23 protein-coding genes are annotated in these 26,518 nt (G+C 56.8%); 4 read left to right on the top strand and 19 right to left on the bottom strand.

Annotated features, from left to right (window positions below; genetic code table 11):
- Positions 1-184: 184 nt before the first annotated feature.
- The 19 genes from HNR03_RS30925 to HNR03_RS30835 form a co-directional block, all read right to left on the bottom strand.
- Positions 185-895: a CPBP family intramembrane glutamic endopeptidase gene (locus tag HNR03_RS30925; protein ID WP_259158126.1), complete on the bottom strand. Its 711-nt coding sequence runs from the start codon at positions 893-895 to the stop codon at positions 185-187.
- Between the two features lie 173 nt (positions 896-1,068).
- Positions 1,069-1,737, bottom strand: coding sequence for a hypothetical protein (locus tag HNR03_RS30920; RefSeq protein WP_259158124.1), 669 nt, complete (start codon positions 1,735-1,737; stop codon positions 1,069-1,071).
- 249 nt (positions 1,738-1,986) lie between these two features.
- Complete coding sequence (locus tag HNR03_RS30915) at positions 1,987-2,559, bottom strand: hypothetical protein (protein WP_259158123.1); 573 nt, start codon at positions 2,557-2,559, stop codon at positions 1,987-1,989.
- 430 nt (positions 2,560-2,989) lie between these two features.
- Positions 2,990-3,811 carry a hypothetical protein gene (locus HNR03_RS30910; RefSeq protein WP_259158121.1) on the bottom strand — a complete coding sequence of 274 codons (822 nt, stop codon included), beginning with the start codon at positions 3,809-3,811 and terminating at the stop codon, positions 2,990-2,992.
- A gap of 358 nt (positions 3,812-4,169) precedes the next feature.
- Positions 4,170-4,745 carry a hypothetical protein gene (locus HNR03_RS30905; RefSeq protein ID WP_259158119.1) on the bottom strand — a complete coding sequence of 192 codons (576 nt, stop codon included), beginning with the start codon at positions 4,743-4,745 and terminating at the stop codon, positions 4,170-4,172.
- Complete coding sequence (locus HNR03_RS30900; protein ID WP_259158117.1) at positions 4,742-5,266, bottom strand: hypothetical protein; 525 nt, start codon at positions 5,264-5,266, stop codon at positions 4,742-4,744. Before HNR03_RS30900 ends, HNR03_RS30905 begins: the two co-directional genes overlap by 4 nt.
- On the bottom strand, positions 5,263-5,931 hold the full coding sequence (locus HNR03_RS30895) for a hypothetical protein (RefSeq protein ID WP_259158116.1): 669 nt from the start codon (positions 5,929-5,931) through the stop codon (positions 5,263-5,265). Before HNR03_RS30895 ends, HNR03_RS30900 begins: the two co-directional genes overlap by 4 nt.
- A 676-nt stretch (positions 5,932-6,607) precedes the next feature.
- Positions 6,608-7,363 carry an ABC transporter ATP-binding protein gene (locus HNR03_RS30890; RefSeq protein WP_259158114.1) on the bottom strand — a complete coding sequence of 252 codons (756 nt, stop codon included), beginning with the start codon at positions 7,361-7,363 and terminating at the stop codon, positions 6,608-6,610.
- Positions 7,357-8,418 carry an iron ABC transporter permease gene (locus tag HNR03_RS30885; protein ID WP_222587473.1) on the bottom strand — a complete coding sequence of 354 codons (1,062 nt, stop codon included), beginning with the start codon at positions 8,416-8,418 and terminating at the stop codon, positions 7,357-7,359. The genes HNR03_RS30890 and HNR03_RS30885 overlap by 7 nt, the downstream gene beginning before the upstream one ends.
- Positions 8,415-9,602, bottom strand: coding sequence for an ABC transporter substrate-binding protein (locus HNR03_RS30880; RefSeq protein WP_222587472.1), 1,188 nt, complete (start codon positions 9,600-9,602; stop codon positions 8,415-8,417). Before HNR03_RS30880 ends, HNR03_RS30885 begins: the two co-directional genes overlap by 4 nt.
- 62 nt (positions 9,603-9,664) lie before the next feature.
- On the bottom strand, positions 9,665-12,079 hold the full coding sequence (locus HNR03_RS30875; protein ID WP_259158111.1) for a TonB-dependent receptor: 2,415 nt from the start codon (positions 12,077-12,079) through the stop codon (positions 9,665-9,667).
- 94 nt (positions 12,080-12,173) lie between these two features.
- Positions 12,174-13,151 (bottom strand): FecR domain-containing protein, encoded by a 978-nt coding sequence (locus HNR03_RS30870; RefSeq protein WP_259158109.1) that lies wholly within the window; start codon positions 13,149-13,151, stop codon positions 12,174-12,176.
- Positions 13,152-13,667, bottom strand: coding sequence for a sigma-70 family RNA polymerase sigma factor (locus HNR03_RS30865; protein ID WP_222587469.1), 516 nt, complete (start codon positions 13,665-13,667; stop codon positions 13,152-13,154).
- An 85-nt stretch (positions 13,668-13,752) separates the two neighbouring features.
- Positions 13,753-14,937, bottom strand: coding sequence for an aminotransferase class V-fold PLP-dependent enzyme (locus HNR03_RS30860; RefSeq protein ID WP_259158106.1), 1,185 nt, complete (start codon positions 14,935-14,937; stop codon positions 13,753-13,755).
- Positions 14,938-14,952: 15 nt separating this feature from the next.
- On the bottom strand, positions 14,953-16,197 hold the full coding sequence (locus HNR03_RS30855) for an MFS transporter (protein WP_222587467.1): 1,245 nt from the start codon (positions 16,195-16,197) through the stop codon (positions 14,953-14,955).
- A gap of 16 nt (positions 16,198-16,213) precedes the next feature.
- Positions 16,214-18,064 carry an IucA/IucC family siderophore biosynthesis protein gene (locus tag HNR03_RS30850; RefSeq protein ID WP_259158102.1) on the bottom strand — a complete coding sequence of 617 codons (1,851 nt, stop codon included), beginning with the start codon at positions 18,062-18,064 and terminating at the stop codon, positions 16,214-16,216.
- A 49-nt stretch (positions 18,065-18,113) separates the two neighbouring features.
- A complete protein-coding gene (locus tag HNR03_RS30845) occupies positions 18,114-19,262 on the bottom strand; it encodes an NAD/NADP octopine/nopaline dehydrogenase family protein (protein WP_259158100.1) in 1,149 nt (382 codons plus the stop codon).
- A gap of 28 nt (positions 19,263-19,290) precedes the next feature.
- On the bottom strand, positions 19,291-20,334 hold the full coding sequence (locus HNR03_RS30840; protein ID WP_259158098.1) for a PLP-dependent cysteine synthase family protein: 1,044 nt from the start codon (positions 20,332-20,334) through the stop codon (positions 19,291-19,293).
- A gap of 14 nt (positions 20,335-20,348) precedes the next feature.
- Entirely contained in the window at positions 20,349-21,743 is a 1,395-nt protein-coding gene (locus HNR03_RS30835; RefSeq protein ID WP_259158096.1) for a Y4yA family PLP-dependent enzyme, read from the bottom strand.
- Between the two features lie 609 nt (positions 21,744-22,352).
- Between HNR03_RS30835 and HNR03_RS30830 the strand changes: the two genes are divergently transcribed.
- The 4 genes from HNR03_RS30830 (at position 22,353) to HNR03_RS30815 (ending at position 26,475) form a co-directional block, all read left to right on the top strand.
- On the top strand, positions 22,353-23,243 hold the full coding sequence (locus HNR03_RS30830; RefSeq protein WP_259158094.1) for a CoA ester lyase: 891 nt from the start codon (positions 22,353-22,355) through the stop codon (positions 23,241-23,243).
- A 25-nt stretch (positions 23,244-23,268) separates the two neighbouring features.
- Positions 23,269-23,670 (top strand): ParB N-terminal domain-containing protein, encoded by a 402-nt coding sequence (locus HNR03_RS30825; protein ID WP_259158092.1) that lies wholly within the window; start codon positions 23,269-23,271, stop codon positions 23,668-23,670.
- Between the two features lie 110 nt (positions 23,671-23,780).
- Positions 23,781-26,021: a TonB-dependent siderophore receptor gene (locus HNR03_RS30820; RefSeq protein ID WP_259158091.1), complete on the top strand. Its 2,241-nt coding sequence runs from the start codon at positions 23,781-23,783 to the stop codon at positions 26,019-26,021.
- A 73-nt stretch (positions 26,022-26,094) separates the two neighbouring features.
- Entirely contained in the window at positions 26,095-26,475 is a 381-nt protein-coding gene (locus HNR03_RS30815) for a fe2+ zn2+ uptake regulation protein (RefSeq protein WP_259158089.1), read from the top strand.
- Positions 26,476-26,518: the final 43 nt, after the last annotated feature.

Raw genomic sequence — 26,518 nt, 5'->3', positions numbered from 1 at the left:
GGGCCTCGCCTTCAATGAATCGCTTCATGATCGTCCTCGATACGATCTAGACGATCAGAAGATTAGACAATTGCAGGTGTTTTCACACAGCCTGGACCCAAAGCGGGCAATCATTAAGCGGCGACCTACATGCTGCCTTAGCTGAAGATGACACGCGAGACAGCGCTCGCTTATCAAAAAAAACTTATTCAAAGTGGGCAAGGACTAAATCTGAGGTCATGCCTGCAACTTCAGCAAAGCTATGAAGCAACACTGGCGCGATCAAACCGCCGGTAGCAATACGAGCCACACCAAAAATTACTCCCAAGCAACCCAACAGAAGAAATGACGGCCAATTCTTGTATTGTCCGTGGGTCAGCATGAAAATCGAAGCCATCGCAATGACTGCGACCCACTGCCAGGATCGACCGGTGATTGGAAAGAGTCTAATCAGAAAGTGTCGATACAAAAGTTCCTCACTGAGAGGCGGCCATATAAGTAGCATCGATAGGAACAGAATGATCTGCGCTGTCGATAGTTCGGACAACAATTTTTCCATGAACGGTTCTCGTCCGAACCCGAGTGTCACGTCCAAGAACGTCGTCACGACGTAAGCAGCCAAGATCAAAGGTACGCCAAAGCGCAGTGCCCGTCCCGTGTTGTGCCCAACCAGTGCTCTAATACCACCGTCATTGCGGAATTGGATTAGTGCCAGCAACACCAATGCCGCGCCAGTGATTCCATGCGCCCCCACCAGCCAAAGGGAGTTCCAATTTTCTTGCCCCACAAGTGCGACCGTCGCGATCTGGAGGGTGTAGAAAATGAGCACGGCCAAAGCCGCTATACTCCATCGTCCTGCCCATTTGTAAGGCTCAGACCTTGAGGCCTCGATTGTCGGAATGTTCTCGAACTTCATACCGCTTCCTTACGATGGATGATCCAAGCCAATGTAACGGCAGACGCGCCTAAAAACTTAATTGCTCCCCCTTTCGACCGGCCGCATCTGGCCGCCTTCTGTCCCTCGTGAAAGGCAGAAATCGACCCGAGGCGGCCCGTCATGGCGTTTACGAAATCAGGTGCGATTCTGTTTTATGTTGGCGTTGTTTCAGGGCGTGCTAAGTACATCGCAAAACTGAAAATTACAAGGCTCAATGTCGTGAACACCTGAATGAAAACAATGTTTGTTTCGAGCCCTTTGCTTGCATCTGAAAACGCAAGACCCACGTTTGTTAGAGTTCCTACATTGAGTGAAAGGCTAATGGCTGCCCAAGGGTCAAAGCCTTTTGTAAGAATTAGATATGCCGGTGCTGAAAAAAAATAAATCTCGATATAACTGTTCATTGCAAGCTTGATGCGATCTTTGCTATTAAGGTTTGTAGTTGATTCTGTTTTTTGAAATGCATCTTTTACAAAAGCATAAGTGATTTCATATCCCCTGGAAATAAAACGAATCATCGCAAAGCATAATAGTAGCTGCCCCCAGTATGATGCGGGGGATGAGCTAGCTATGATTAATATTAGCAGGCCAAAGCCAAAGCTAAAGTACAGATTGAATGCATTATTCCGTTGTACGATTTTTTTGCGGTTTGCTTTTTTAGTCTCGGGATCAGGATCGGCTATGTGGTTTTTGAATCTGAAGGCCCACCACAAATCAGGGCTTAAAATTAATGCTAATTCAAGGCCCTTTTTCCAAGCAAGGTGATTTGGTTTTTTAAATTTTGAGTAATTATATATAGTTAGTTTAAAAAAATAGGTCATTAAGCTATAGGTGAAAAGTGCGAATATGAATATCCCAGTGCTTAGCATTGTTTTTTTGGCCTTTATTTATGGAGTCTTCTAAATCATTTTCTGGTTGTTTGATGCTTGCAGCCAGTTGTTCTATTCTTCTGTCAAGCGGTTTGGGTCTCCTGCGACCCATCGCCACCTCCGACACTCGACCAAAAGCCACTACTTAGATAGTACCTGGTTTAAGCCACGCAGCTAAGTAGCTTCAGTTTAGATGTTGATTTATTCAAGGTTACGACCAAACCATAAAAGGGATTTCTTGTACGGAGAGAAGGTTGAATCGTAGATGTCGGAATACTGTAGGACTATTTCCGTCTCGGAGAGTGCCAGTCGAGCAAGATCTCGAGGGATACTAAATTTACTTTCTTTTTGATCTGAAGTTAGCTCTATCAGCACTATCTCTTTTCCGGGGAGAAGGGCCCGCCCGTTGATCACTCCCGCGAAATTCGTCCAATGTACATCGCCAAGATCTGGCATGCAGTCGATCAAAGATTGGCATGAGTTTCCATGGAATGTTGCAATGAAAGACCTGATCAACAATGGACCAGATCCATGATTCCGAAGCTTCACCCGCAAGGAGTTTTCATAATCCCCAACCGTCACTTCCGGGATTGGCCTTACAGTTAAGGTGTTATGAACTCTTTGCTGTCTGGCCGATATCACTGCCACTAAAACAGCAATAACTGAAACGAGTAGCGCAAGGATAGCCGCGGCAGCGCTTGTCATTGCAGCAGCGGCTGAAGCTACGCTTTGACTTTTCTCTAAAAACTCAAACAACTCTGTCAGTTTATCCATTAGTCTCTAACGCCTAATTTAAGCTGCGCCGCGAGTGGCATCGGCGTGGAAGAATTTCTAAGTCGCCCCCCAGATTCTCGCAGGTGGAGCGAACGTAGCATATTTGAAAAGCTGGCAAAGGGCACACACGCAAAGCATTGAATCCCCCAAAAGTTCCGTAGACACATCCGACTGACTCCTTTTGGCCGTTCACTGCCGGTGATGGTTGCTACGGATAGGGTGCAATCCGGTGGAAATGAGTAGTCCAGTCAATTAAATCACCCAAATGTCAGCGGACCTCAAAACCTAGCTCCAGTCAGGATATCCTGATCGACTAGACTGAGGATCTTCACTTATGTATTTATAAGCGCCAACGTTGGGATCGCTGTTGCCGCTTCGGTCATCACTGCTTTTAGTTGAGTGAACAGTCCACCTTCCAACGTAAGATTCATCATCTATCCGTCATCGAAGCGTTAAGCTCGGACACTACGAAATCTTTTATCCGTTCCCAGTCCGCTCTTTGCTCTATAGGGTAGCGATATTGAACAAATACACCGGGCACGATTACAAAGCTGCTGTCACATATTTTAGTAAGTTTCTCTTCGCAATTGACCGAGACGATGGTTCCGTCTGGATACCTTGTTTTATCATCAATCGGGATACTGATCACTTCTCCATTTTTTCTGGATTCATAGACGCCTAATTCTCGATTTGATATCGGGTAAATATTCGAAGCTGTTAATGCCGCTCTTGGTGAAAATTTCAAGTCAGGCCGACAAGTTAAAATAACCACCAACGACGTAGGCTGATGTGAAAGCTCGGAGAGAATGACATCAGGATAATTTTCTTTAATGTTACGCATCGGCACGCGGACAGCTACCATAATTCCCGGTCTGGCAACTTTCGAACCATCTCGCAGGGTGTTGTCAGGGTAGATGTTTTCTAAGGCCAACCCCTCTGTTATGAGGGATTTAAACTCGACGGCCCCAACGAACGAATGACGAGCGGATTTGTCACGACTAACTAACTGATCGTAACTCATGTTGTATTTATTTTTAGTAGCAGCTAATGCGTCGTCCATGCAAATATTTTGTTGAGTCCCCGTTATCTCTGCGGAATTTTTATGCTCAGAAGGCTTGCACGCCAACAAAGCTAAAGCTGAAGTGATAATTCCGACGGTGATCCAAATCTTAAAATTGTACGCATGCAAGCGTTCAACAGCCTTCACAACATGAGATTTGTACTTCCTGATTGTTGCTGACGTTCGTTTCATGTAGCTGTCCTGCCTTTCGTGAACAGGCCAAAGCAAATAATGGTTCATCCGTATAGGCGTTTACAATGATTTTCCATTATCGGGGGGCTTCTAATCTCCATCATAATCAACGCCAGTGTCCATGCTGCGTAGCGAATTTCAACAGCATGCACGAGTTTGCTTATCCTTGCGGGCCGCGAGGTAAGCTAAATTCATCGGTTTCGTAGGCTGATTGTGACTGACCGCTTTTGGCCGATAGCTGCCCGTCATGAAGGGCCGCAATCGCAGAAAAGCTGCCGATCATCACGGGCAGCTTTTGGCCGTTACGGGAGTGCGCGCAGGCATTACCACCTTGCGCGCCCGCTGCTACCGAAACAGGTCACTCGACGCCAGACACCTCCGACTCAGGGCTGACAAGCGCAGCCTGCCCCTCATCGCTGACATGGGGAATCAGCGTGCTGGCCTCCAGGTCCCGCATCAGTTCGGTGAGCATCTGCCGCTGGTTCTCTGTGATGGGCGGAGGCACGTACCAGGTGCCCACGCTCATGCCCTCGCGCTTGTAGGTGAAGGTGCGCAGCAGCTCTCCGTCCTTGTAGAGCTTGCCGGTGAGGTTGTGCACATAGCTGTAGGGCATCGGGAACGTCAGCAGCGTCAGGGCATTGAGCGCGACCAGCACCCCGGCCCCTTTGCCCGGCGGCTGGCTGATGACCAGGCCATAGCCTTTGCGCGCGAACCCATGGTCGACGAAGGAAAACGCGCCAGACGACATGACCGCCGTGGTCAGCTCTTCGCGCTGCTGGATGTCGAAACGCGTGTAACCGTTCGGCACCACCATCAGGCTCATCGGCACATAGGTTTTTTCCGCGTGGTAACCCAGCGGCTTCATCGAAGGGTTGCAGCCGCCCAACAACAGCAACCCGACCACGATCAGTCCTACCTTGAACAGGTTGTTCACTGCTTCGCCTCCAGCGGTTTGCTCGCCAGATTTGCGGCCTGCATGTCCCGGGCAAAGGCGCGGGCGACACGGCGGATGTTTTCCTGCCGCTCGGGAATGCCGAGGTCGAACAGCCAGGAGTACTTGGCCATGTAGTTTTCATAGTGATAACGGTTCAGCACCTTGCCATCGCGCATTACGGTGAATTCGGCCTTGGTGTCCAAGTCGTTCTGCAAGGGCAACAGGAACAGGGTGGCGCAGCTGAGTAGCAGCAGCGGCGTGGGCGCGAGCTTGCGCTGGGCATCCAGCTTGACCATCACTTGGGTTTCCCCTTCGCCGGCGGCGCCGTTTTCGACCTTACTGAACACACCGCTTTCACGCAGGTAATTGCGCAGCTCGTAACTGTGCTCCAGCGAATCGACCATCACCGTGATCGGCGGCATGTAATCCTGACCCACCTGGATCTGCGGGTCGGGCAGGGTCTGGGTGCCCGCGCAGCCGCCCAGCAGCAGGCTTGCAGTGAGGAACAGGGTCTTTTTCATTGCTTGGATTCCTTGTTGTTCACCACGTCGGCCGCTGGCATGGGCATGACGAAGGGAAAGGCCGGTGCCATGTTGAGGTTCAGGGGCTGCAGGGGCGGCAGCCCGGGGGTGTAGCGCCGCGCGATCACTTCATCCCGTGTCTGTTTGCTGCCATGGAAGAACAGGCAGGCCGAAACCCCGAGGCAGCTAGAGCGGAATTCGCCTATGTAATACGCCTTGCCTGCCTCCAGGTGCATGGGCACGAGGAACTGCTCTCGCGCCTGGAGGCTGCGATAGCCTCCGTTGTAGCCGCTCCAGAAAAACTGGAAGTCATAAAATTCGTAGTCGCCGGGCTTGAGCGGCATGACGAAGACGCTGGCTTCGCCGGGGAGCGCCTTCTTGTTGCTGCCGTGGACCTCTTCGATGTCCTTTGGGGTATGTGCCACTTCGGCATGTCCCCACCAGGCCGCCGCGCCGTATTGCGAGCCGCGCTGGCGCAAAAGGATGCGCTGGTTGGTGTAGGCGTTGTCTCGGCCTAGAGGGCCGATGCTGCCTACAAGGTACGCGACCGGACCGCCCGCAGCCGGTTGCAGCGGATCGCTGACCAGGACGGGGGATTGGGCGGCGCAGCCCGTGAGTAGGGCAAGGGGCAGCAGACGTGCGAATGCACGCAGGACTACAGGCATAAAAGGTCCTTGTGGAGGGGGGCGTTCCATCGGTTGCCGGAGGTGGAGCGAGGGGGAAGAACGATGCCTTCCGACTTTGGGGCTGGATGATATAGCGAGGTAGGGCATGAGGCGAGATTTAAGTATGGCCATGTGCCATGTTTTTTGAGGCGGGGCCAGCCAGACCGGCGTTTTGCCCATCAACCAGGGCTGGTCTCACGCTTCACAGATAAATGGCTACTAGAGCTAGTCCGCTTTGATGTTTTCCTGTTTTTGGAATTCCCCAGCACGCTTTGATAATTCGACCTAACAAAGGTCACGCTGAGTTTGGATTTATGGCTGGTAATTGATAGTAGGTTGATCAATCCGTATCTCGGTTTCCTGAGATCTGCTCAGACTGATTTTCATAGTTTTGGATGCCTGCTTTTGGCAGTTTTCGTCCATTGGCAACCGGCTGAAATCAAACCAATGGCAGCCTGTCACTCGGAGCTGTTGTATAGCGGCTGCATCAGTCATACGCAGCGGCGTGAGGATAAGACGGTTGGTGTACAGCGCCGGAGGGCAATCCATCGCATAAATCCTCGGTAAAAGTCGTCACCGGTTTTGCCAATACTTTCCTAAAGCAATCGCGGCTTTGTCGAGTGTTTACACCTGGCCGTTTTCAGCCCTCAAGACCTGACCTTAACTGGCTAACGTATCAAACGATATCGTCGATGAGTATGTGATGCAGCCCGCGGCTGCACTGCTCGATGCGCGCCTCAACCTTGTATACGTTGCGCAGCATTTGTTTGGTGATGACCTCGTGGCTTGGACCGCTGCCTTGAGCGGTGCCGTCCGCGATAACCAGCACCTGATCGGCAAAGCGCAATGCCTGGTTCAGGTCGTGGATGGCGATGAAGACAATGACCTCGCGTTTGCGGGCCAGTCTGCGCATGAAGTCCAGCACCTGCACCTGCCGATACATATCGAGGGCGCTGGTGGGTTCGTCCATCAGCAGGATTTCCGGCTCGCGCACCAGCGTTTGTGCGATTGAGACCAATTGTTGCTGACCTCCGCTCAATTCGCCGAGGTTGCGGAACGATAGCCCCGTGATGCCCAGCGCCGCGAGAATCTCGTCGACCAGTTTCAATTCGTCGTCGTGTACGACCCAGCCCGGTGTCAGTTGTTTACGCGCCAGCAGCACTGATTCGTAGACCGTCAGCCGGGCGCTGGCATTCAAACCCTGAGGCATATAGCTGATGCCCTGCGCGCCTTTTTTTGAGTCTTGCAGGATGACCTGCCCGGGGCCATCGATCAGCCCGGCCATGCGTTTGAATAATGTCGACTTGCCTGCGGCATTGGGCCCGACCACCGCGACCACCTGACCACCGATAAAAGCCGCAGTCGTGACACCGCGAATGATCTCGCGCTGGCCGTAGCGGGCACCGAGATTCTCCAATTGAAGCGTTACCATGAATTTTTCTTCCCGCCGAGAATCAAGGATATGAAGAAGGGCACGCCGATCAACGAGGTGACGACCCCGATGGGGAATATCGCGCCCGGTATCAGGGTTTTGCTGACCACAGAGCTTGCCGACAGAATCAATGAGCCGGTCAGCAACGAGGCCGGCAAAAAGAACCGTTGGTCTTCACCAATCAGCATGCGGGCGATGTGCGGGCCAACCAGCCCGATGAATCCGATGGTGCCGACAAAGGCCACCGGAAACGAGGCGAGCAGGCTGACCATGATCAGCGTCTGAAATCGCAGGCTGCGCACGTTGATGCCGAAACTGGCAGCCTTGTCATCGCCCAGTCGCAAGGCCGTCAGGGCCCAGGCGCGTTTGGCGAAGATCGGCAGGGTGATGAGAATGACCAGGCAGATCACTCCGAGCTTCGGCCAGGTGGCCTTGGTCAGGCTGCCCATCGTCCAGAACACCACGGCGGCCACGGCCTGCTCGGTGGCGAAGAACTGCACCAGCGCCAGCAGCGCATTGAACGTGAACACCAGCGCAATGCCGAGCAGCACGATGGTTTCGGCAGTGACGCCGCGACGCATGCTCAAAAAGTGGATCAACAGCGCCGACAACATGGCCATGATGAACGCGTTCAACGGCACCATGAACTGCGCTGCCAGCGGAAACAATGCGACACCGAACGCCAGCCCCAGCGCCGCACCAAAACTGGCGGCGGCGGAAATGCCCAACGTAAACGGACTGGCCAACGGGTTGTTGAGGATCGTCTGCATCTGGGCGCCAGCCAGCGACAACGCCGCGCCGACAGCGACGGCCATCAGGGCCACCGGGAGGCGGATGTCCCACATCACCACACGCACTTGCGGTGAAGCGCTGTCCGGCGAGAACAGCGCGCCGAGGACTTCGCGCAAGCTGTAACTCGCGGGCCCCAGCGCCAGGTCGAGCAATACGCTGCACAACAGCAAGATCACCAGCCCGGCGAGAATCAGGCGTTTACGCAGCACCAGGCGACGATAGGTTTCGCGCTGGACGACCACGGCGTCGGTCAATGAACTCATGGTTTTACCTCAGGCTGGCGCAAGCTGACAAAGTAACCGGACTCATAAGGCACCGGCAGGAAGCGCTCATGCAGTTCGCGAAATGACGCGTCCGGATCCAGATCGGCAAACAGCGTTGGATGGAACCATTTCGCCAATTGCTGGATGGCCACGAACTGGTAGGGGCTGTTGTAGAACTGATGCCAGATGGCGTGAAAGGCTTGATCGTCCTGAGCCTTGATCCCGGCGTAGGCCGGACGCTGGGTGTACCAGGCAAGTTTTTTCCTGGCTTGCGCCATGTCCGCGCCTGGGCCGACGCCGACCCAATGACCGCCGGGGGCAAAGGCTTCCCAGTTGGCGGTGGTGACAACGACATGCGCCGGGTTGGAGACGATGACCTGCTCGGGGTTCAACTGGCCGAACGTGGTGGGAATGATGCGGCGGGCGATGTTGTTGCCGCCGGCCATATCGACGAACAGTCCGAAGTTCTCGTTGCCGAAACTCAGGCAGCAATCATCGGTGTAGCCTCCGATGCGCTCAATGAACACGCTGGGGCGGGGAGGGTGTTGTTTCTCGATGACGTCGGTGACGCGATGAATCTGCTGGTTGCGAAAATCGATGAAGGCTTCGGCGCGTTGTTCCTTGCCGAACAGTTGGCCGAACAGGCGCATGGTCGGTTCGGTGTTCTGGATCGGGTTATTGCGAAAGTCGACGTAAACCACCGGGATGCCCAAGGCGTCGAGCTTCTCGATGTAGCGCGCATCTTCGGTGGCATGCTGCGCTTCAATATTGAGGATGATCACGTCCGGGCGCTGGGAGATGGCCTGCTCGATATCGAAGGTGCCGTCTTCAAACCCGCCGAAGGTGGGGATTTTTGCTATGTCGGGGAATTTGCGCAGGTACGCGCCGTAGGTGTCCGGGTCTGACTGGATCAGATCCTTGCGCCAACCGACGATACGCTCGATGGGGTTTTGTGTGTCCAGCGCGGCAACCAGATATAACTGCCGGCCTTCACCGAGAATGACGCGCCTGACCGGCAAGTGCACCTTGACCTTGCGTCCCAGCAGATCGGTCACCTCGGTGAGCGCCGGATCCGCTTCAGCGGCGAGCACGCTGCGCGGTGCGAGGCAAAACACTGCCAGGCTTAGCAGTCCTGCCAGTAGTAGCGCAGCGAAAGCGTGGCTGCGTCGATCAAAAGTCACCATGGTCAAAGCCTTTGCAAAAGCCAGAACGGTCAACGGCTCACACCGTCGCCGGGCTGAACGTTTCAGAAATCGACAGTCGCCGACAGTAATAAGGTGCGCGGTGAGCCCTGGGAGAACGCGCCGTAAGAGGCCACGCCCGACCAGTATTCTTGGTCGAGCACGTTTTGCACGGTGGCGCGAAACGTGGTCGGTCGTTCATCGATGCGGGTGGTGTAACGTGCGCCGACATCGAAGCGCGTCCAGTCATCCAGTTGCTGGGTGTTGGCCTGGTTCACGTACTGGCTCCCGGTATGAATCGCACCACCGGTGAGCGTCAGGCCTTCGACCCACGAGGTGTCCCATTCGGCCCAGAGGTTGGCCTGCACCTGCGGCACGCCGACCGGTTTGTTGCCACGGTTGGCGGCAACCCCGGTTTCAGTCAGTTGCGCATCGAGCAGGGTTACGCCACCGAGCAGGCGTGTGCCTGGTACGACCTCGCCGAACACATTCAGCTCCAGTCCGCGGTTGCGCTGTTCGCCCTGCACCGAAAACACACCGGATACCAGCTCGCCACTGGGTTTCTTGATTTGAAACAGGGCAAGTGTCGAGGTGAACGTGCCGTAGTCGACCTTGACCCCGATTTCCTGTTGTCGGGAGACATAAGGGGCAAAGATCTCGCCGGCGTTCGACGCGGCGGAGGGGGCAATGTCACCTTTGCTGAGGCCTTCGACATAGTTGTAATAGAACGAAACGTGGTCCCAGGGTTTGACCACCACACCGAACAGCGGCGTGGTTTTGCCGTCGTCGTAAGAGGTGGTGACCGTGCCGACCGCGTTGTAGTTGTCGGAATCGATGTTCTGCTGGCGCAGGCCGAGCGTTACCTGAACGCGCTCATCCAGCACTGACAGCGTGTCGGCGAGGGCCACGCTAGTCAGCTCGCTCTCGGACACCTTGGGCGTGTCCGGCTTGGGGATGGCAGGTTCCGGGCGATCCACCGGGTGATAGATATTCGACAGGATGGGGGGGCCGGAAATGATCCCCCGGGACAGTACATCCCGATAACGGCTGACCTGCAGGGCGGCCCGGTGACTGATCGGCCCGGTGTCGAAGTGCAGGCGCGCACCGGCGTCGACGGTGTACCGCTCGACTTCGAATTTGTAATAGCCGGGAATGGAAGAGGTGTCGCCGGCCGCATTGATGATGGTCGGGGTCTGGTCGGACATGCGCGCGACGTCCGATTTGCCACCGCCGGCGTGGGCGAACACGGTCAACGCGTCGCTGAGGTCGTATTCGCCGCTGAGCAGGGCCGATTTGTCTCGGGTTTCGGACCAGCCCCATGCCTGGCTCACATTGGTACGGCCATTGGCGGCAGAGGGAATGTCCACGCCCGGGGCGATCAGAAACGGCCTCGAGGCGGCATCGAAGTGTTCTTTCTGGTTGAGCCAGTCGAGGGTGGTTCGCAGGCGTTCACCCTGGTAGTCGAGGGATATGGCGCCGATATCGACGTGACGGGACTGATCGTCAATCGCTGTGTCGCCCTGCTGGGTACTGCCGTTGATGCGCACGCCGAACCGGCGTTCCTCACCAAAGCGTCGGCTGACATCGAGGTGGCCACCGACCTGCGAATCCATGGCGTAACTGGCGGTGAAACGGGTCAGGTCCTCATCGAGGGAGCGCTTGGGCACGACGTTGATGACACCGCCAACCGCGTTGTTGGGCGACATGCCGTAGAGCAGGGCGCCGGGGCCTTTGACCAGCTCGATGCGTTCGGCGTATTCGGTAAATACCCGGTAGTTGGGCGCCACGCCGTACACGCCGTCAAATGCCAGTTCGCCGAGGTTGCCTTCACCAACCGGAAAACCGCGGATAAAAAACGAGTCGACAATGCCTCCCGTCTGCCCCGTGGAGCGCACCGATGAGTCGCGCTCCAGCACATCGCCGACGGTGACGGCCTGCTGATCCTTGATCAGCGTCGAGGTGTAGGAGCTGATACTGAAAGGCGCGTCCATCACATCGGTGTTGCCCAGGATGCCCAGGCGCCCGCCATTGGCGACCTGCCCGCCGGAATACACGGATGGCAGGGTATCGGTGCGTTTGTCCGTGCCGATGACGGCCGTTTCATCCAGCGTCACCCGGCGTGGCACCAGTGTGTAGCTGCCGTCGCGGCGCACAACCATGTCCAGGCCACTGCCCTCCAACAAGCGAGAGACCGCCTCCTGAGTGGAGTAGTTGCCGACCAGTCCGGGACTGATCAGGCCTTCGGTCAACGATGGCTGGAACGACAGTGCGATGCCGGCGTCTACGGCAACGCTCGACAGGGTCGCACCAAGGGGGCCGGAAGGAATGTCATAGGCACGGACCGCGACAGCGTCCAGTTGCTCAGGCACGACTGCCAAGGCAAACGGGCAAATGGCACCGATCAGGACAAGGCTTAGCAACGCACTGCGAAAAACTGGGCTGAACTGACGATCCGGGCGCAGGAGGCGTGCAGCGAACATGAATGGGTGAACCTATAAACAGGACGAAAAAGTTCTTCTTCCCCATAGCCAGTCGAGATCAAAAAAAGTATCACCTGTGTGCACTTTTTTTGGCTCAGGCCGGGGAGAGCATGACCCAGAAGCCATTCAAGTGGCCGCTGACAAGAATCGGGTAGGTCTGCGCCAACATGTTCAACGTGCGCTGGGTGTCGCTGATCGGATAGGCACCGGAAATGCGCAGGTCGGCAATCGTCGGATCGAGACGCACGAAACCGTGGCGATAGCGGGTCAGTTCGGCGACGAAGTCCGCCAGGCGCATCTTGTCGGCCATCAACATGCCTTGGGCCCAGGCGCCGATGTAACGATCGGTGGCGGTGACCTGGCCAAAGGTGCCGGACGAAAAGTCGGTGCGTTGGCCGGCATTGATGATCAATGGCGATCCCTGGCGATTGTCGGCGAGGTCGACCTGCACCGCGCCTTCCAGCACCGCAAGGTGAGTGCGTGACTGCAGTTCTCGAACGGTGAACCGTGTGCCCAGTGCCTGCATTCGGCTCTGGCGGGTGCTGACCAGGAAAGGCCGCGCCAGCGGGGAAATATCCGGCGCGGTCTGCACCAGTATTTCGCCTTCACGCAGACGGATGAGCCTTTGGTGGGCATCGAACAGCACGTCGATGGCGGTATCGGTGTTCAGGGTGATGTGCGAGCCGTCAGCCAGGGTCAACTCGCGTCTCTGGCCGACAGCCGTGTGATAGTCCGCCGACCATTGCAGCGATTGCGCCAGCTTCCAGCTGCCCAAACCGGCCGGCAGGATCGCCAGAATCATCGCCAGTTTGCCCAGCGCTGCGCGACGCTGCGGGCTGCTTGGGCGGTCCAGTGCCGACATCGCCAGTGACGGTGGCAGGCCGCCGAATTTGCTCTGCAATAACTGCGCGCGTCCCCAGGCACGACCACGCTCGGGCGTGCTGACTTTCCAGCATTCCCATTCGGCACGTTCAGCGTCGCTGAGTTCGCGCTCACTGAGGCGCATCAGCCAGTCTGCGGCTTCTTCAAGGGCCTGGTGATCGGGATGAGGTGCTTGGCGGCGACTGAGCATTTACTCCACCAGCAACAGGCATTGCACGAAGGCTTGCTTCATGTAGCGTTTGACGGTGATCAGTGACACGCCCAGTTGCTCGGCGATGTCATCGTATTTCAGGCCGCTGATCTGCGAGAGCAGGAACGCACGTTTGACCAGGGGCGGAAGGGCGTCGAGCATCGCATCGATTTCGTGCAGGGTCTCCAGCACCATGAAACGCAATTCCGGCGAAGGCACTTCGGGAGCGGGCACATGAGCGAGGGCATCCAGATAGGCACGTTCCAGTGCCTTGCGCTGGTACCAGTTGATCAGGATGCCCTTGGCCACGCAGCTCAGGTACGCGCGAGGTTGTTCGATGACCGTGACCCGGGAGGCGAGGATCCGAGTGAAGGTATCCTGTGCCAGATCCGCCGCATCCATGGCGTTACCCAGTTTTTTTCTCAGCGTCGCATACAGCCAGCCGTGATGGCCGCTGTACAGGGCTTCGATCGCACGCAGGTGATCGTCGTTGTTCGCGGAAAGGGTTTCGCTCATGGCTGCAGACTTTCATGCAATTGAGAAGTATTCCCAATGCTAGATTACAAAGCGGCTGTGACGCAAGCAGCGATTGGTATCCCTTTCAGGCGCGTGGCAGGCGGATCAGTGCTTCGATCATCGTGTCGATTTCAGCCTCGGTGTTGTAGGCATGGAGTGAGGCGCGGCTGACCTCCGCCAAGTCCCTGTGCTGCATGTCGAGCAGGGTCGAGCGCGACGTTGAGGTGGAGACATTGATGCGTTTTTCCTGGGCAGCCAGCCATTGCTGGACCTGCGCGGCACTGCTGTTCTGGTGGGTGAAGGTCACGATGCCTGATTTGATGGCGCCCGGATCCCGCGGTGTCATGCCCGGAATGTTCGCCAGTCGATCACGCATGTGACTGGCCAGTTGTTGAATCCGTTGCCACATCTGCTCGATGCCTTGAGCCAGCGCGTACTCCACCGCCGCACCGAGGCCCAGCTTGGCGGCGACGTTGCACTCCCAGTTCTCGAAGCGTCGTGCGTCGGCGCGAATGTTGAACGTGTCGGATGTCAGCAAGGACGCCGCATGCAGGTCGAGAAAGGCCGGCTCCAGGTTCTGGCACAGAGAGCTTTCAACATACAAAAATCCCATCCCCCTCGGCCCACGCAAATATTTGCGGCTGGTGGCGGCGAGCATGTGACAGCCGATTTTCTGCACATCGATGGGCATTTGCCCGACACCTTGGCAGGCATCGAGCAAAAACAGCACGCCGGCGGCCCGAGCGAGCGCGCCGATCTGCTCGATGGGTTGGACCGGCCCGCCATTGGTGGCGATTACGGGCAGGGAGATCAATGCCACGCGGTCATCGTCGAGCATTTCTTTCAGGCTCGACAGCGACACCTGGCCTTGCTCATCATTGGGGATGATGCGGATTTCAATGCCGCGTTGCTTTTTCAATTGCAGGTAGGGGATGTAGTTGCCCGCGTACTCGGTGGTTGAGGTCAGCACCACATCACCGTGTTGCAAGGGCAATGAATAGAACGCCATGTCCCAGGCGCGGGTCGCGTTTTCGATCACCGCGATTTCATCAGGCCGGGCGTTGATCAGGCGGCCGATGGCGCCATAGACATTCTCCAGTTCGGCCGACTGTTGCCCGGCCGCTTCATAACCGCCGAGGTTCGCCTCAAGCTGAATGTGGCGGGTCATGGCCTCGATCACCGGCCCGGGCATCAGTGCCGCGCCGGCGTTGTTGAAGTGGATCAGGTTCGCGACACCGGGTGTATCGGCGCGCAGTTGTTCAATGTTCAAAGCAAGACTCCTTGATCAATCCTGGGGCGGGGCATGACTCGGGAGCATCTGCGCAGGCCAGTAACGCAGCGCGACAATCGGGATCAGTGCCAACACGTAGGCCAGGCAGACAAACAGGTAGGTGTATTGCAAGCCATAGACCTGGCTGAGCAAACCACCGGCCGAGATCCCCGCAATCGAAGCGAATTGTGCGGTGCCCTGGGCAATTCCCAGCACGTGACCCTGTTGCGAGCTATCGGCGGTTTTGGAGATCAGCGCCATGAGCACTGGCGTGGTCGCCCCCAGCAGCACACCCCAGATGAAGTAGGCGATGACAAACACCACAGGGTTGTGCGTGACGCCTGCTATTGCGGTCAGGGCGATGCAGCCGATGACGACGTAGGTCATGCGGTGCAAGGTTTCCTGTTGAGTGCGGTGTTCGAAGTAACGCGACCAGGCCGTTGCCGAAAGAATGAAACCCAGCGCCAACAAGCCATAGCACAGGCCGACCACCGAGTTACTGACCTCGAAGACCGAGCTGACGTAGAGCGAGAAGGAGGTCTGCGGCAGCATGCGCGCCAGCAGCAGAATGCCCATCACGCCCAGCAACGACAGTAACGGTGAGCCTTGCCAAACGCTGCCCGAACGGCTGGCCGATGTCGCTTTGTCCGCGACCGGTGTTTTCTTCACCGGCGGTACATCGGGCAAGGTAACGGCCGCGATTACGGTGCAGACAGCGCACAGTGCCGAGGCAATGATGTTGATCCAGAAGAACGTCGCGTAATCGAGGATCAGCCCGCCGACGACAGCGCCGAGCAACGAGCCGACGTTGGTGGAAATCTGCAGGATGGCGAACAGGCGTGCGCGCCGCGAAGGGGCTTCGATGCTGACCCCATAAGCTTGGGCCGGCGCGATGTATCCGGCGAAAGCGCCTTGCAGAAAACGCAGGATCAGAATGACCCAGATGTCGCTGAAGAGTGCCAGCCCAAGCTGGGTCAACGACAAACCGGCGAGGGCGCGGATCATCATCAACTTGTGGCCGTAGCGATCACCGATACGGCCCCAGAATGCACTGGTCAGAATAATGCCCAGCATCGGCCCGACGTATACGGCGATGCTGGCGAAGCTGAAAACCGATTCCGAGGAGGTCAGCCCACGCAGGTGGACGGGCCAGAAGGGCCCACTCATTTCCATCGCGCCCATGGACACAAGCTGGATCGCAAATAGAAGATAAATCAGGATTCTTACTTTAGAACCCTGGATGGCACCTGCATGGGACATGAGTCAGCCTCGGTGGTTAAACGCTAGCGAGCGGGTTGGTCAGGGTGTGTTGCAAACGATAGTTGGAGTACTGCATCAAGTGCATACGCAACAACGATCGGGTTGGCCATGGATCTTCCACAAACGCCTGATGTTCGACTTCCCACAGGTCTGGCGAGACACGGTCGCGTACCGCCGCGAATGCAAGATCGGTTTCCTCGCGCAGTACCTCCCACAACCGCGTGTTGTTCAAACCGTATTCCTTGGTCAGCCACAGGGCCATTTCGTGCAGGTGCGTCAGGAACGCGGCGTCCAGCACGAACATGCGCACCGGTTCGATATCGCCTGAGAATACCGTCGGCAAAATACCCGGCTGTACATGTGGCAGCAGGGTGTATCCACGGGCTTCCAGCAGCGGAGCGTAAGTCCTGCCATCGCCGAAATCGCGGATCAGCAGACTACGTGCTTTGCCATCGGGGGAGAACAGCACCATGGTGTTTTGCTGATGCGCTTCGAGCCCGATGCCATACAGCAAATAGATCGCCACCACTGGGTGGGTGACCACTTTGGCGTACTCGCGGAACCAGTCTTCAAGCTGGTCAGCAGTGGCCCGCACGCCATCACGTTCGATCAGATCGGTAAATAACGGCCGGCCACTGCCGGGCAACCTGGTGAACAGTGATGCCACGGTAATCGGCAGGCAATTGTCGCTGCGCTCGAACGCTTGTTGACTGGCGCGATAGACCACAGAGAGATGGCGCCCGGGATTATCGTCCTGGGTGACCGCATTTTTATAACGCACGCCGATTTCTTCCGGGAAGATTTCCAGGCGTTGCCCGAAGCCATTTTCGGCCTGCAAAATCCGGGTGATCACCGCGCTGATACGCGGCCCCATGTGAATCGACTTGGCTTGCAGGCTGCGCAGTTCGCTGGTCATCCACACGGCGATCGGCAATTTGATCAACGGTGCGCATTCGTTCAGTACCGGCATCATGGTGCGGTAGGACATGGTCGGCAGGGTTTGAATGTCAGGGCCGTCGGTGATCAGGATGCCTTCTTCGATTTCCGCAGCAAACGTCTTGAGCACATAGGCCTGCAAATGCCAGGCGTGAATCGGCAGCGGCAGCCACTGGGTTTCATCCAGCCCTTTGCTGTTGAGCGAGGCTTTCCATTGTTCCCATTGCGCCGGGAAGTTGCTGGCGAACCACTCGCGGTATCCGGTCACGTGCGGCATGCTTTCGCTTTTCGAATGCTCGGCACGCAAGGAGGCGATGCGCAGCGGTACCTGAGCGTTGAACTCGGGTGACAGTTGCTCGACCTCGGCATCGGTCAGGCCCGGACGGGATTTCCACGTCGGGTAATACGGATGGCCTTCCAGCGAACCCCACTGGTCCAGCAGGATGGCGGCGTCTTTGGTCGTGGCATGCTGGCGCAGGTAGTCGGTGAAGCTGTTGAGGCCCTGATCCCTGGCCGCCTGCTCCAGTCGCGCGTTCCATTGCTGGCGATGCTGACGGGCGTGGGCATCGTTGGTCAGGCTGTTTTCCATGTCGGCCTTGAGCCCGGCCACGCCTTCGTCGGTCGGCTTGAAGTCGAAGCTGTCACGCAACACATCCAACATATCCTGATGGCTGGTGATCACCTGGCGTACGCCTTCGTCGGTCAACAGCACCACTTCACCGTCATTGACCACGGTATCGGCCGGGCCTTTGGCGATGTCGGAGAAAAACAGGTGGGCGCGGGCATCCTTCAGCGGGTAGGTGGCCTGGTTCCCCTCGACGGAAAAGTTCAGGGCCGAACGATCGAGGATGTTTTCCGCAAAGAGGCAACGGATCAAGCGTCGCATGGCGTTTTTGCGGGAGTAGGCGATCAGTGTCTTGAAGTCATCCATATCTGCTGTCTGCTCGTCGGAAATTAAAGAAAGAGATCAAGCCCACGGCTCATGCCGTGCGTGGCCAGTGGCTTGGGAAATAGTCGAGCGCCGAATCGCGCAGGCCTTGCATGTAGGCAACGCTCCACTGCAAGACTTCCTCGATGTAGGGCACCTTCAGTTCAAAGCGTTTGGCCATTTCCACCAGCAACACCAGGCCATAGGCAACGTCTTCGTTGAAGGCGCGGCTCTCGCGTTCGATTACGTAGCCGGCGCGGTTGCCATCGGCTGGCACCATGGGGGCAAGGATGTCGTTGTAGGCCTGATTGGTGCGCAGAATCGAAAGCATGCTGCTCTGGTCGCGGATCTGTTCGCCGTAGGCCTCGACAATTTCCTGTTTCAAGGATTTGACCGATGACAGGTCGATGCCCATGCGCTGGCTGATGACGGCGCACAGATCCTGGCTTTCCTGATCCATGCGTTCGAGGAAGTAGGCACCCAGTTCCGGGCACTCGGTCCACCAGCACATGCGTTGCGGGAAAATTTTGCGATGCCATTGGCCAAAGGGGCCGATCAGCCCGTAGATCACCGAGCTGTGCATGATCGGGTTGCCCGGCGTCAGGGTTATTTCCAGGTAATTGTCGAGCATCGTCACGCACGGGCCGTACAACACGGTGAGGATTTCCTCAAGCCGCTGACGGGACTCTTGCGATTCCCGAGCGTGCGTCGCCACGTACAACCGGCTTTTGCCACCGCCCATTTTGATTGATCGTCCGGGGGTCAGCTCGAAGGCGGTATGCGGGACGTCCTTCATCCCCCAGATCACCAGATTGGGGCGATCGGCCAGCGTGGCCTCTGCCAGCCAGTCGAAACCGCAAAACCCCGGAATCGCGCCGATGTACACCGGTTTGCTTGAACTAAGGTGTGGTGCGATCACTTGCAAGGTTTGCGGCCGGGCATGGGCGGGCACGGTGATGATGACGATGTCGGCGTCCTCAACGGCAGTCCTGGCATCGGTGGTTACCCGATCCAGCCGGGCGTCCAGTGTCGAACCATCCGGCAACAAGGCCTGCATTGGCGTGTGACGAGCGTGCTGTTCAATGATCTCCAGATTGCTGGTGAGCATCGAAACCTGAACATTGGGCAGCTGCTTGAACAGGATGGCGTTGAGATGGCCGGTCCTGCCGCCACCACAGATAGCGACTTTCAACAGATTCATCGAGAGGCGTTCCTGAGTGATGGGTGGGTCATGCGACGCTTAATTGCAGCGGCGCGGAAACGGAGTCCAGCCATTGGGGCTTGCCCAGCCAGGCATCCAGTTGCGGTGCGACGTTCGGGTCCAGCAAATCACGTTCTTGCAGCCATTGATCGTCGAACACCGTGTGCAGGTATTTTTCGCCGCCATCGGCGATCGGCACGACCACGTTGCCGGTCAGCACGCCTTTGTGGATCAGCTCCAATGCCTTGAAAATCGCCCCGCCGGTCGAGCCACCCACCAACAGCGCCAGGTTTCGGGCGATGTAGCGGGCGGTTTCGAAGGCTTGGGAGTCGGTGACTTGCACGCCCAGGTCGATGCAGCTGTAGTCGAGCACCAGACCGACCGTGTCACCGGCCGGGGTGCCGGTACCGGACTGATAGTAGGGATAGCCGGGATGGCCGAAGACAATGGAACCGGCCGGTTCCACCGCAACGGTCACGGTGTCGGGATTGTGCAGTTTCAAACCACGGGCGATGCCGGTCATCGAACCGCCGGTACCGACGCAACCGACGTAGGCACCGATAGAGCCTTGCACCTGAGCAATCGTTTCGCGGACGAAATCGCTGTAGCCACCGGCATTGGCGGCGTTGTCGGATTGATTCATGAACACGGCACCGGGAATGTCGGTGGCGAGTTCAGCCGCCAGCCGTTGGCGCTCGACCACCGCCACTTCGTCTTCGCGATAGGTGCCTTTAACGAATCGAATGTCGGCGCCCAGCGCCTTCATCACGGCGATCTTGTCCTGAGCCGCGTGATGATCGACCACGGCGATAAACTGCAGGCCGAATTCGACGGCGGCCATGGCCAGGCCAATGCCTGTGTTGCCGGACGACGACTCGACGATGACGCCGCCCGGTTTCAGCCGCCCGGACTTGAGCGCGGCCAGCACCATGTTCCGTGCCATGCGGTCTTTTATGCTGCCGCCGGGGTTGTTCTTTTCAATCTTGAGTAACAGCCTGGCGTTGGTATCCGGAACATCAATACCCAACATTGGTGTATTGCCAATAAGGTCAGAAACTTTATTCAATATCATTTCAATTATTCCCTTTAGTAGTCAGGTGAAAATGCATAGTTACCTTCCGTACAACAGGTCGCCATCAAGCGCCGGGGCAGGGGATGGCGATGAAACTCGTTTTCCAGCAAGTCCATTTGATAGCCGGCGGTATTAACGTAAATCAACAAGTCGCCTGCTTGTGGGGCAGTGCCAAAGTTGATCAGGCGATGGGTAATGACGTCATCGTCCAGACAGCTATGTCCAGCGATATACGCTTGCGTCGGGGTGTGCGGTAGTTCGTTTGTGCTGATGAGTATCGGATCAACGAGGTACTCTGATGAAAACCAGGTTTCACAGGCGCTGAAACTACTGCCTTCAACAAAGATGACGATTTTGTTGTCGGCCAGTTTTTTTGTTCGTGTGACGCGAAACAAGGAAATAGCCGCTTGGTCCACCAGACTTCGGCCGGGCTCCAGTGCCAACGTTATTTTTTGCATGTTCAAATAGTTGGCAATGGACAGCCCGGGCGAGTGGTCGGCCTGGAGGAATAATGTCAACCATTGGGGCGCGTTCAGTTCACTGCCGTAGGGATAATAAGAGTCGGGCACTACATGGTTGTAATAATGGTCGGGCTTATTGTCGTTCTGTAAAAACCGACTATAGGCCTGAGGCTCGACATAGCGAATCGGCAGGCCGCCGCCGATGTCGATCATCTGCGGATTCAGTCCCATTTCACGGGCGGCCTCGACAAACCCCGTGACTTCACGGAAGGCTTGCGCACGGGATTCGAATCCATAACCGCCCAGGTGGAAATGGAACCCTTCGAAGTGAAAATTCCCAGGTTCTCGGGTCAGCCGTTGAAGGCATTCAAGCATGTCCTCAAAGCCCATTCCAAATCGGCTCTTTGGACAGCTTGTTGGCCTGTAACGCAATAAAACCCTTGCTTTGGCGGGGGCTGGAAAAGATTCAATCGCTGTTTTCAGGTGATCGAATTCCTCCAGCGAGTCCACACAAATCAGAGAGCCTGCGCTGATCAGTGCTTGATGAAACACGACAGTTTTGGCGGGTCCTGTGGCGCAGATTTGTGCCGCTGGCGTGCCGGCTCGTAATGCCGCCTGCAGCTCATGAATGCTCGAAACATCGACGCCAATGCCCGAATTTGCCGCAGCACTGAGCATGCTCTGAGACTTGTTGGCCTTGGCGCCATAGAAGATGGCGTGACAGACATTGTGCTGATTCAACACCGTTTGCAGCGCCTTCGTATTCAACTCGAAAGCATGTGGCCAGACCAGATTTAACGGTGAGCCATGTTGTTTGACCAGATCTGAAAGTGTGCTCGGAAAATGGTTGATAAGTGTGGCAATAACAAGGTCGATAAGCGGTTTTAGCGTCTCTGGATGATGAACTTCAATTCGCTGTTCAGCGGGCTGTACATTAATGGCAGGCATAGTTAACCCTCTGGCTTGAAATAGAACTTAGCCATTGATATTCGACAACCAGAAGTTATCGACGGAAACCGTATTTTCGCTCGTCAGATACGAGTTTTTAAATGGGGCGGAGGCGGATGCCACGCCAAACCTGAAGACGAATTTGTAGCGCGGATCGCAATAAATGATTCACAAAACAATTGCATGAGAAACCCATTCCATAAGGTTTGTACGGACGTTCTGATTGGCCACTAGTTGATGGCCAGCCTGTGTGAATGATCAGTAACTGACATTCATGTGCCATTACTGGCGTGTACTTCCCATTGCCAGTGATGACGTGCTTTGAAGCGAGGCTAGTTCCGCTTGGCGACGTGAACAATATTGCTAACGCGAATGATTATCAAGTAATGTCTTCAAATATTTTTGAATAACAACCTGCGCAGGGCGAATGAATGGGCGCGTATTTACACGCTCAAGTACGCGTTCGTCTTATTTAAAAACCCCCCGTAATACCTTGACGAACAAGGTGTTGCGGGGAGGTGCGAGCAGCCACAGGCAGGCGCGGAAATCCGCCGCTGACAGGGCCTGGTTTTTTCAGATTCACAACGATTCACGCCAAGGAGTAACGCCATGACATCCGATCTACTCAGCAGCAAAACCCCAACCGCGATCAGCTACCTGTTCGTGCCGGGCAACCGTCCCGAACGTTTTTCCAAAGCCGTCGAAGCGGGGCCGGACGCTATCATTCTCGACCTCGAGGACGCCGTTCATCCGGACAGCAAGGCCGCTGCCCGGGCAGCCATCTGGGCATGGCAGGAGAGTACGCCGAGCGTTTCCTGCGAGCGTTACATCCGCCTGAACAGCGTCAGCAGCACGCTTTTCCGCCAGGACCTGACCTGGCTGAACGACATGCGCTATCCCGAGCGTTGCGACGGAATTTTCCTGCCCAAGGCGGAATGCCACGAGGCCCTTACCCAGGTCGTCGAACGTTTGCTGAAGTGGCAACCGGAACTCAAGATCATCGCGATCATCGAGACGGCCAAAGGTCTGCAACAGGTGGAAGCGATCGCCGCGATTCCAGGGGTGACACGACTGGCGTTCGGCTCACTGGATTTCTCCCTCGATATCAACTGCAGCCAGATTCCCGAAGCGTTTCTCTTCGCCCGAAACCGCATCGTGCTGGCTTCGCGTACAGCCGATTTGCCGTCGCCGATTGACGGCGTCACGCCGGCGATCAGCGATTTGGCGGTGGTCGCCAAGGACTCCCATTACGCGCGTGCGTTGGGGTTCGGTGCCAAGCTGTGCATCCATCCCTCGCAACTGCTCACCGTGCAGCGCGCCTTCCTGCCGGATTCGCGGCAATTGGCGTGGGCCGATCGGGTGATGAGCGCCGTGGCCACCGGCAGCCATGCGGTGCAAGTGGATGGCGAGATGGTTGATCTGCCGCTGATCGAACACGCCCAGCGTCTGCTCGATGTGGCTCGCCAATACGCGCCGATTGCCAACGCAGACGCTTGCTGAAGCCCGGCGAATCAGGAGATCAACCATGGAACACGGTTATCAGATTGCATTGCGGCCGCTGTGCGACGTGCTGCAGTCCGAGCAGGTCGATCCTGCCAACGTGACGTTGCTGCGGGAGTCGATTGTGCGGGCCGGCCATTGGCTGGAACCGATCATCGTCGAGCGCTCGCTGGGCATCGTGATGGACGGCAATCACCGGTTCAACGCGGCGTTGCAATTGGGGTTGAAGAGGGTGCCTTGCATCCAGCTCGATTACACCGATCCGCGGGTGTGTGTATGGCACTGGCAGTCCGGCCAGGCGTTTGAAGTGGCGCGGATTTTCACCACGATCGCCCGGGGTGAAATCTTTCCCTACAAGACCACCCGTCACGCGTTTGACCCGGCGTTGCCGGTGATCGCGATACCGCTGGAGCGCCTGTATGCCTAGCGATGGAGGCACAGCAGCAAAAAAACTCTACTGAGAGTGATACTTTTTCGCATATCGACTGGCAATAGGAGTGATTACCATTTTCCCTGTTTGAAAAGGATCCTCACGTCATGCCTGTTGTCAGTCGTCCTTGCGGTGAGCGCGTGTTAACACTCGCCATTCGTACCGCCATGCTGAATTTTGTCTTGGTCGCAGGAAGCGCCAACGCCTGGGCCGCAGCCCCTGAGCAACAGGACGTTGCCGCTGACACAACCACGAACACTCCGGCCGCGACGCCGGCCGACCACAGCACGAATACGCTGACCCTCGGTACCACTGACATCAACGCCAGTTACAGCGGCCCGACTGCGTTGCCGGAAGTTTTCGCCGGTGGCCAGGTGGCGCGTGGTGCGCGACTGGGCATGCTGGGCAACAAAGACGTGATGGATACCCCGTTCAGCGTGACCAGTTACACCGCCAAGACATTGGCCGACCTGCAAACGGTGACCGTGGCCGATGCATTGGAACGTGACCCTTCGGTGCGCTCCACGGGTCAGACGGGCGGCATCGTCGATTCGTTTTTCATCCGTGGCTTTCCGGTGGGTGAAGGCAACCTGGGCGAACTGGCGTTCGATGGTGTGTATGGCGTGGCGCCAAACTACCGGGTATTCACCGAGTATGCCGAGCGTGTCGAAGTGCTGAAGGGACCGGGCGCCCTGATGTACGGCATTTCGCCAAACAGTGGCGTCGGTGGCGTGATCAATATCGTTCCCAAACGTCCGCTGGACGAAGACCTGACTCGTGTTACCACCAGCTACGCCTCGGACTCCCAAGTCGGCGGTCACCTGGATCTCAGCCGGCGCTTTGGTGAAGAAAATCAGTTCGGCGTGCGCTTCAACGGCAACCTGCAAGGCGGTGACACTGCCGTTGATGATCAGCGCCGAGACCTGGGGATCGGTGCCATCGCGCTGGATTATCGAGGCGAGCGCTTGCGCTTGAACCTTGACTACATCAGCCAGAAAGAAAGCTTCGATGCACCGTCGAGGCCATTCACTGTCGCGCCTGGAATTGATATTCCCTCCGCACCCAATGGCCGGACCAATGTGTCGCAGGACTGGGGGTGGTCAGATACCAAAGAGCAGTCGGCATTGCTGGGCGGCGAATATGACCTGAGTGATGCGGTCACCGTGTTTGCCCATGCGGGGGGCGGCAAGTCAGACGTCAAGCGGATGTCCGACCAGGTGCCGAGAATCATCAATGAGGCCGGCGATACCAGCAACATTCCCGGGTACTACAAATTCAACGTCGACCGCTCTACCGCCGACGTCGGGATCCGCGGAGTGTTCGCAACCGGTCCCGTCACCCACACGACGACGCTGATGGCGACCCGATACCAGGATGAGCTGTCCCGAGGGATCAACAACGGCACTGAAGTGCGTTCGAACATCTACCATCCGGTGGAAGTGCCCAAGCAATTTATCAACTCGCCCCAGGTGCTCCGTGTTTCCGAATCGGATTTGTCCGGTGTTGCGTTGACCGACACGCTGTCCATGCTTGATGACCGCTTTCAGTTGACCCTGGGTGTGCGTCGACAAGACATCGAGTCACGTAATTACAACGCGGCAGGCTCGGTCAGCTCGAAATATAACGAGAGTGCCACGACCCCGCTCGTCGGCGTGGTGGTCAAGCCCTGGGAAGACGTTTCGCTCTACTACAACTACGTCGAAGGCTTGAGCAAAGGTGATATCGCACCGGGCTCGGCGGCCAACGCCGGCGAGACGTTCGCACCTTATGAATCGAAGCAGCATGAAATCGGCGTCAAGTATGAACACGGCACGTTCATGACCACGCTGGCGTTGTTTCAGATCGAAAAACCGAGTGGCGAAATCGGCGCCGGCAACGTGTTTTCGGTGCAAGCCGAACAGCGTAACCGCGGTGTCGAGTTGAGCATGTTTGGCGAAGTAGCACCGGGCACGCGCTTGATGGGGGGCGTGACGCTGCTCGATGGCGAGTTGACCGATTCGGCCACGGCCGCCAATCGCGGCAACAAACCGGTAGGCGTGCCAGACGTGCAAGCCAACCTGTGGGCCGAATATGACACGCCTTGGCTTGAGGGTTTCACCCTCACCAGCGGTGCCATTTACACCGACAGCCAATACGTCAATCAAGCCAATACCCAGGAGCTGGCTTCCTGGACTCGCTTTGATGCCGGCGCGCGTTACGCCACCAAAATCGAAGGGCGGCCGACGACCTTCCGCGCCACCGTACAGAACGTTTTCGATCGTGAGTACTGGTCGGGCGTCGCCTCCTACGGCGCGTTCTCGGCTGGTTATCCGCGCACCTTGCAGTTATCGGCCACGGTCGATTTTTGAGAAGGACGGGAAGGGGGAGCGACCATTGAGCGTTGTTGCCCCGACCTGATCATTGCTGAACAGGAGTATTTGCATGTTGTTTAACCACAACCTGTCCTCTGCTGTTAAACGTCGTCCGTTCCTCGCAACGACTCATTCACTGCCCCCCGAGTCTGATCGCAGTGCGAACGGTCATATCCGTGAGCTGCTTCGTTTGCATGGACTGCGCACCAGTCTGTTCCGTCTAAAAGTTATCAAAGCACTGGTCTTGGCTACGCAGGAGGGGCGCTCGATCGGTGTGTGTGGGGTGCGTGCCTATTTAGAGTCGTCCTCTGTTGAGCTGACGCTCGTCAGTGTGCGTGAAGTACTGAAGCGTCTGGCTGATGAAGGCGTGATCGTTTTTCAAGCGGACAAGAGCTACCGCTTTACTGCCGAGGCGTGGGAGATCCTCAAACCAAATCTAAGAAAAGCGTGAGTGATCACTGCTTTTTATTGTACGTGGAAGATATGTTTGTATA

Origin of the sequence: Pseudomonas sp. JAI111, from assembly GCF_024809425.1 — a bacterium.
Classification (GTDB): Bacteria; Pseudomonadota; Gammaproteobacteria; order Pseudomonadales; family Pseudomonadaceae; genus Aquipseudomonas.
This window is presented reverse-complemented; position numbering and strand designations above follow the sequence as displayed.

What these genes read in the sequence shown, in the direction of transcription:
- HNR03_RS30925 (WP_259158126.1), bottom strand. Translation starts at nt 895, where the DNA reads ATGAAGTTCGAGAACATTCCGACAATCGAGGCCTCAAGGTCTGAGCCT.
- HNR03_RS30920 (WP_259158124.1), bottom strand. Translation starts at nt 1,737, where the DNA reads ATGACCTATTTTTTTAAACTAACTATATATAATTACTCAAAATTTAAA.
- HNR03_RS30915 (WP_259158123.1), bottom strand. Translation starts at nt 2,559, where the DNA reads ATGGATAAACTGACAGAGTTGTTTGAGTTTTTAGAGAAAAGTCAAAGC.
- HNR03_RS30910 (WP_259158121.1), bottom strand. Translation starts at nt 3,811, where the DNA reads ATGAAACGAACGTCAGCAACAATCAGGAAGTACAAATCTCATGTTGTG.
- HNR03_RS30900 (WP_259158117.1), bottom strand. Translation starts at nt 5,266, where the DNA reads ATGAAAAAGACCCTGTTCCTCACTGCAAGCCTGCTGCTGGGCGGCTGC.
- HNR03_RS30895 (WP_259158116.1), bottom strand. Translation starts at nt 5,931, where the DNA reads ATGCCTGTAGTCCTGCGTGCATTCGCACGTCTGCTGCCCCTTGCCCTA.
- HNR03_RS30890 (WP_259158114.1), bottom strand. Translation starts at nt 7,363, where the DNA reads ATGGTAACGCTTCAATTGGAGAATCTCGGTGCCCGCTACGGCCAGCGC.
- HNR03_RS30885 (WP_222587473.1), bottom strand. Translation starts at nt 8,418, where the DNA reads ATGAGTTCATTGACCGACGCCGTGGTCGTCCAGCGCGAAACCTATCGT.
- HNR03_RS30880 (WP_222587472.1), bottom strand. Translation starts at nt 9,602, where the DNA reads ATGGTGACTTTTGATCGACGCAGCCACGCTTTCGCTGCGCTACTACTG.
- HNR03_RS30875 (WP_259158111.1), bottom strand. Translation starts at nt 12,079, where the DNA reads ATGTTCGCTGCACGCCTCCTGCGCCCGGATCGTCAGTTCAGCCCAGTT.
- HNR03_RS30870 (WP_259158109.1), bottom strand. Translation starts at nt 13,151, where the DNA reads ATGCTCAGTCGCCGCCAAGCACCTCATCCCGATCACCAGGCCCTTGAA.
- HNR03_RS30865 (WP_222587469.1), bottom strand. Translation starts at nt 13,667, where the DNA reads ATGAGCGAAACCCTTTCCGCGAACAACGACGATCACCTGCGTGCGATC.
- HNR03_RS30855 (WP_222587467.1), bottom strand. Translation starts at nt 16,197, where the DNA reads ATGTCCCATGCAGGTGCCATCCAGGGTTCTAAAGTAAGAATCCTGATT.
- HNR03_RS30850 (WP_259158102.1), bottom strand. Translation starts at nt 18,064, where the DNA reads ATGGATGACTTCAAGACACTGATCGCCTACTCCCGCAAAAACGCCATG.
- HNR03_RS30845 (WP_259158100.1), bottom strand. Translation starts at nt 19,262, where the DNA reads ATGAATCTGTTGAAAGTCGCTATCTGTGGTGGCGGCAGGACCGGCCAT.
- HNR03_RS30840 (WP_259158098.1), bottom strand. Translation starts at nt 20,334, where the DNA reads ATGATATTGAATAAAGTTTCTGACCTTATTGGCAATACACCAATGTTG.
- HNR03_RS30835 (WP_259158096.1), bottom strand. Translation starts at nt 21,743, where the DNA reads ATGCCTGCCATTAATGTACAGCCCGCTGAACAGCGAATTGAAGTTCAT.
- HNR03_RS30830 (WP_259158094.1), top strand. Translation starts at nt 22,353, where the DNA reads ATGACATCCGATCTACTCAGCAGCAAAACCCCAACCGCGATCAGCTAC.
- HNR03_RS30825 (WP_259158092.1), top strand. Translation starts at nt 23,269, where the DNA reads ATGGAACACGGTTATCAGATTGCATTGCGGCCGCTGTGCGACGTGCTG.
- HNR03_RS30820 (WP_259158091.1), top strand. Translation starts at nt 23,781, where the DNA reads ATGCCTGTTGTCAGTCGTCCTTGCGGTGAGCGCGTGTTAACACTCGCC.
- HNR03_RS30815 (WP_259158089.1), top strand. Translation starts at nt 26,095, where the DNA reads ATGTTGTTTAACCACAACCTGTCCTCTGCTGTTAAACGTCGTCCGTTC.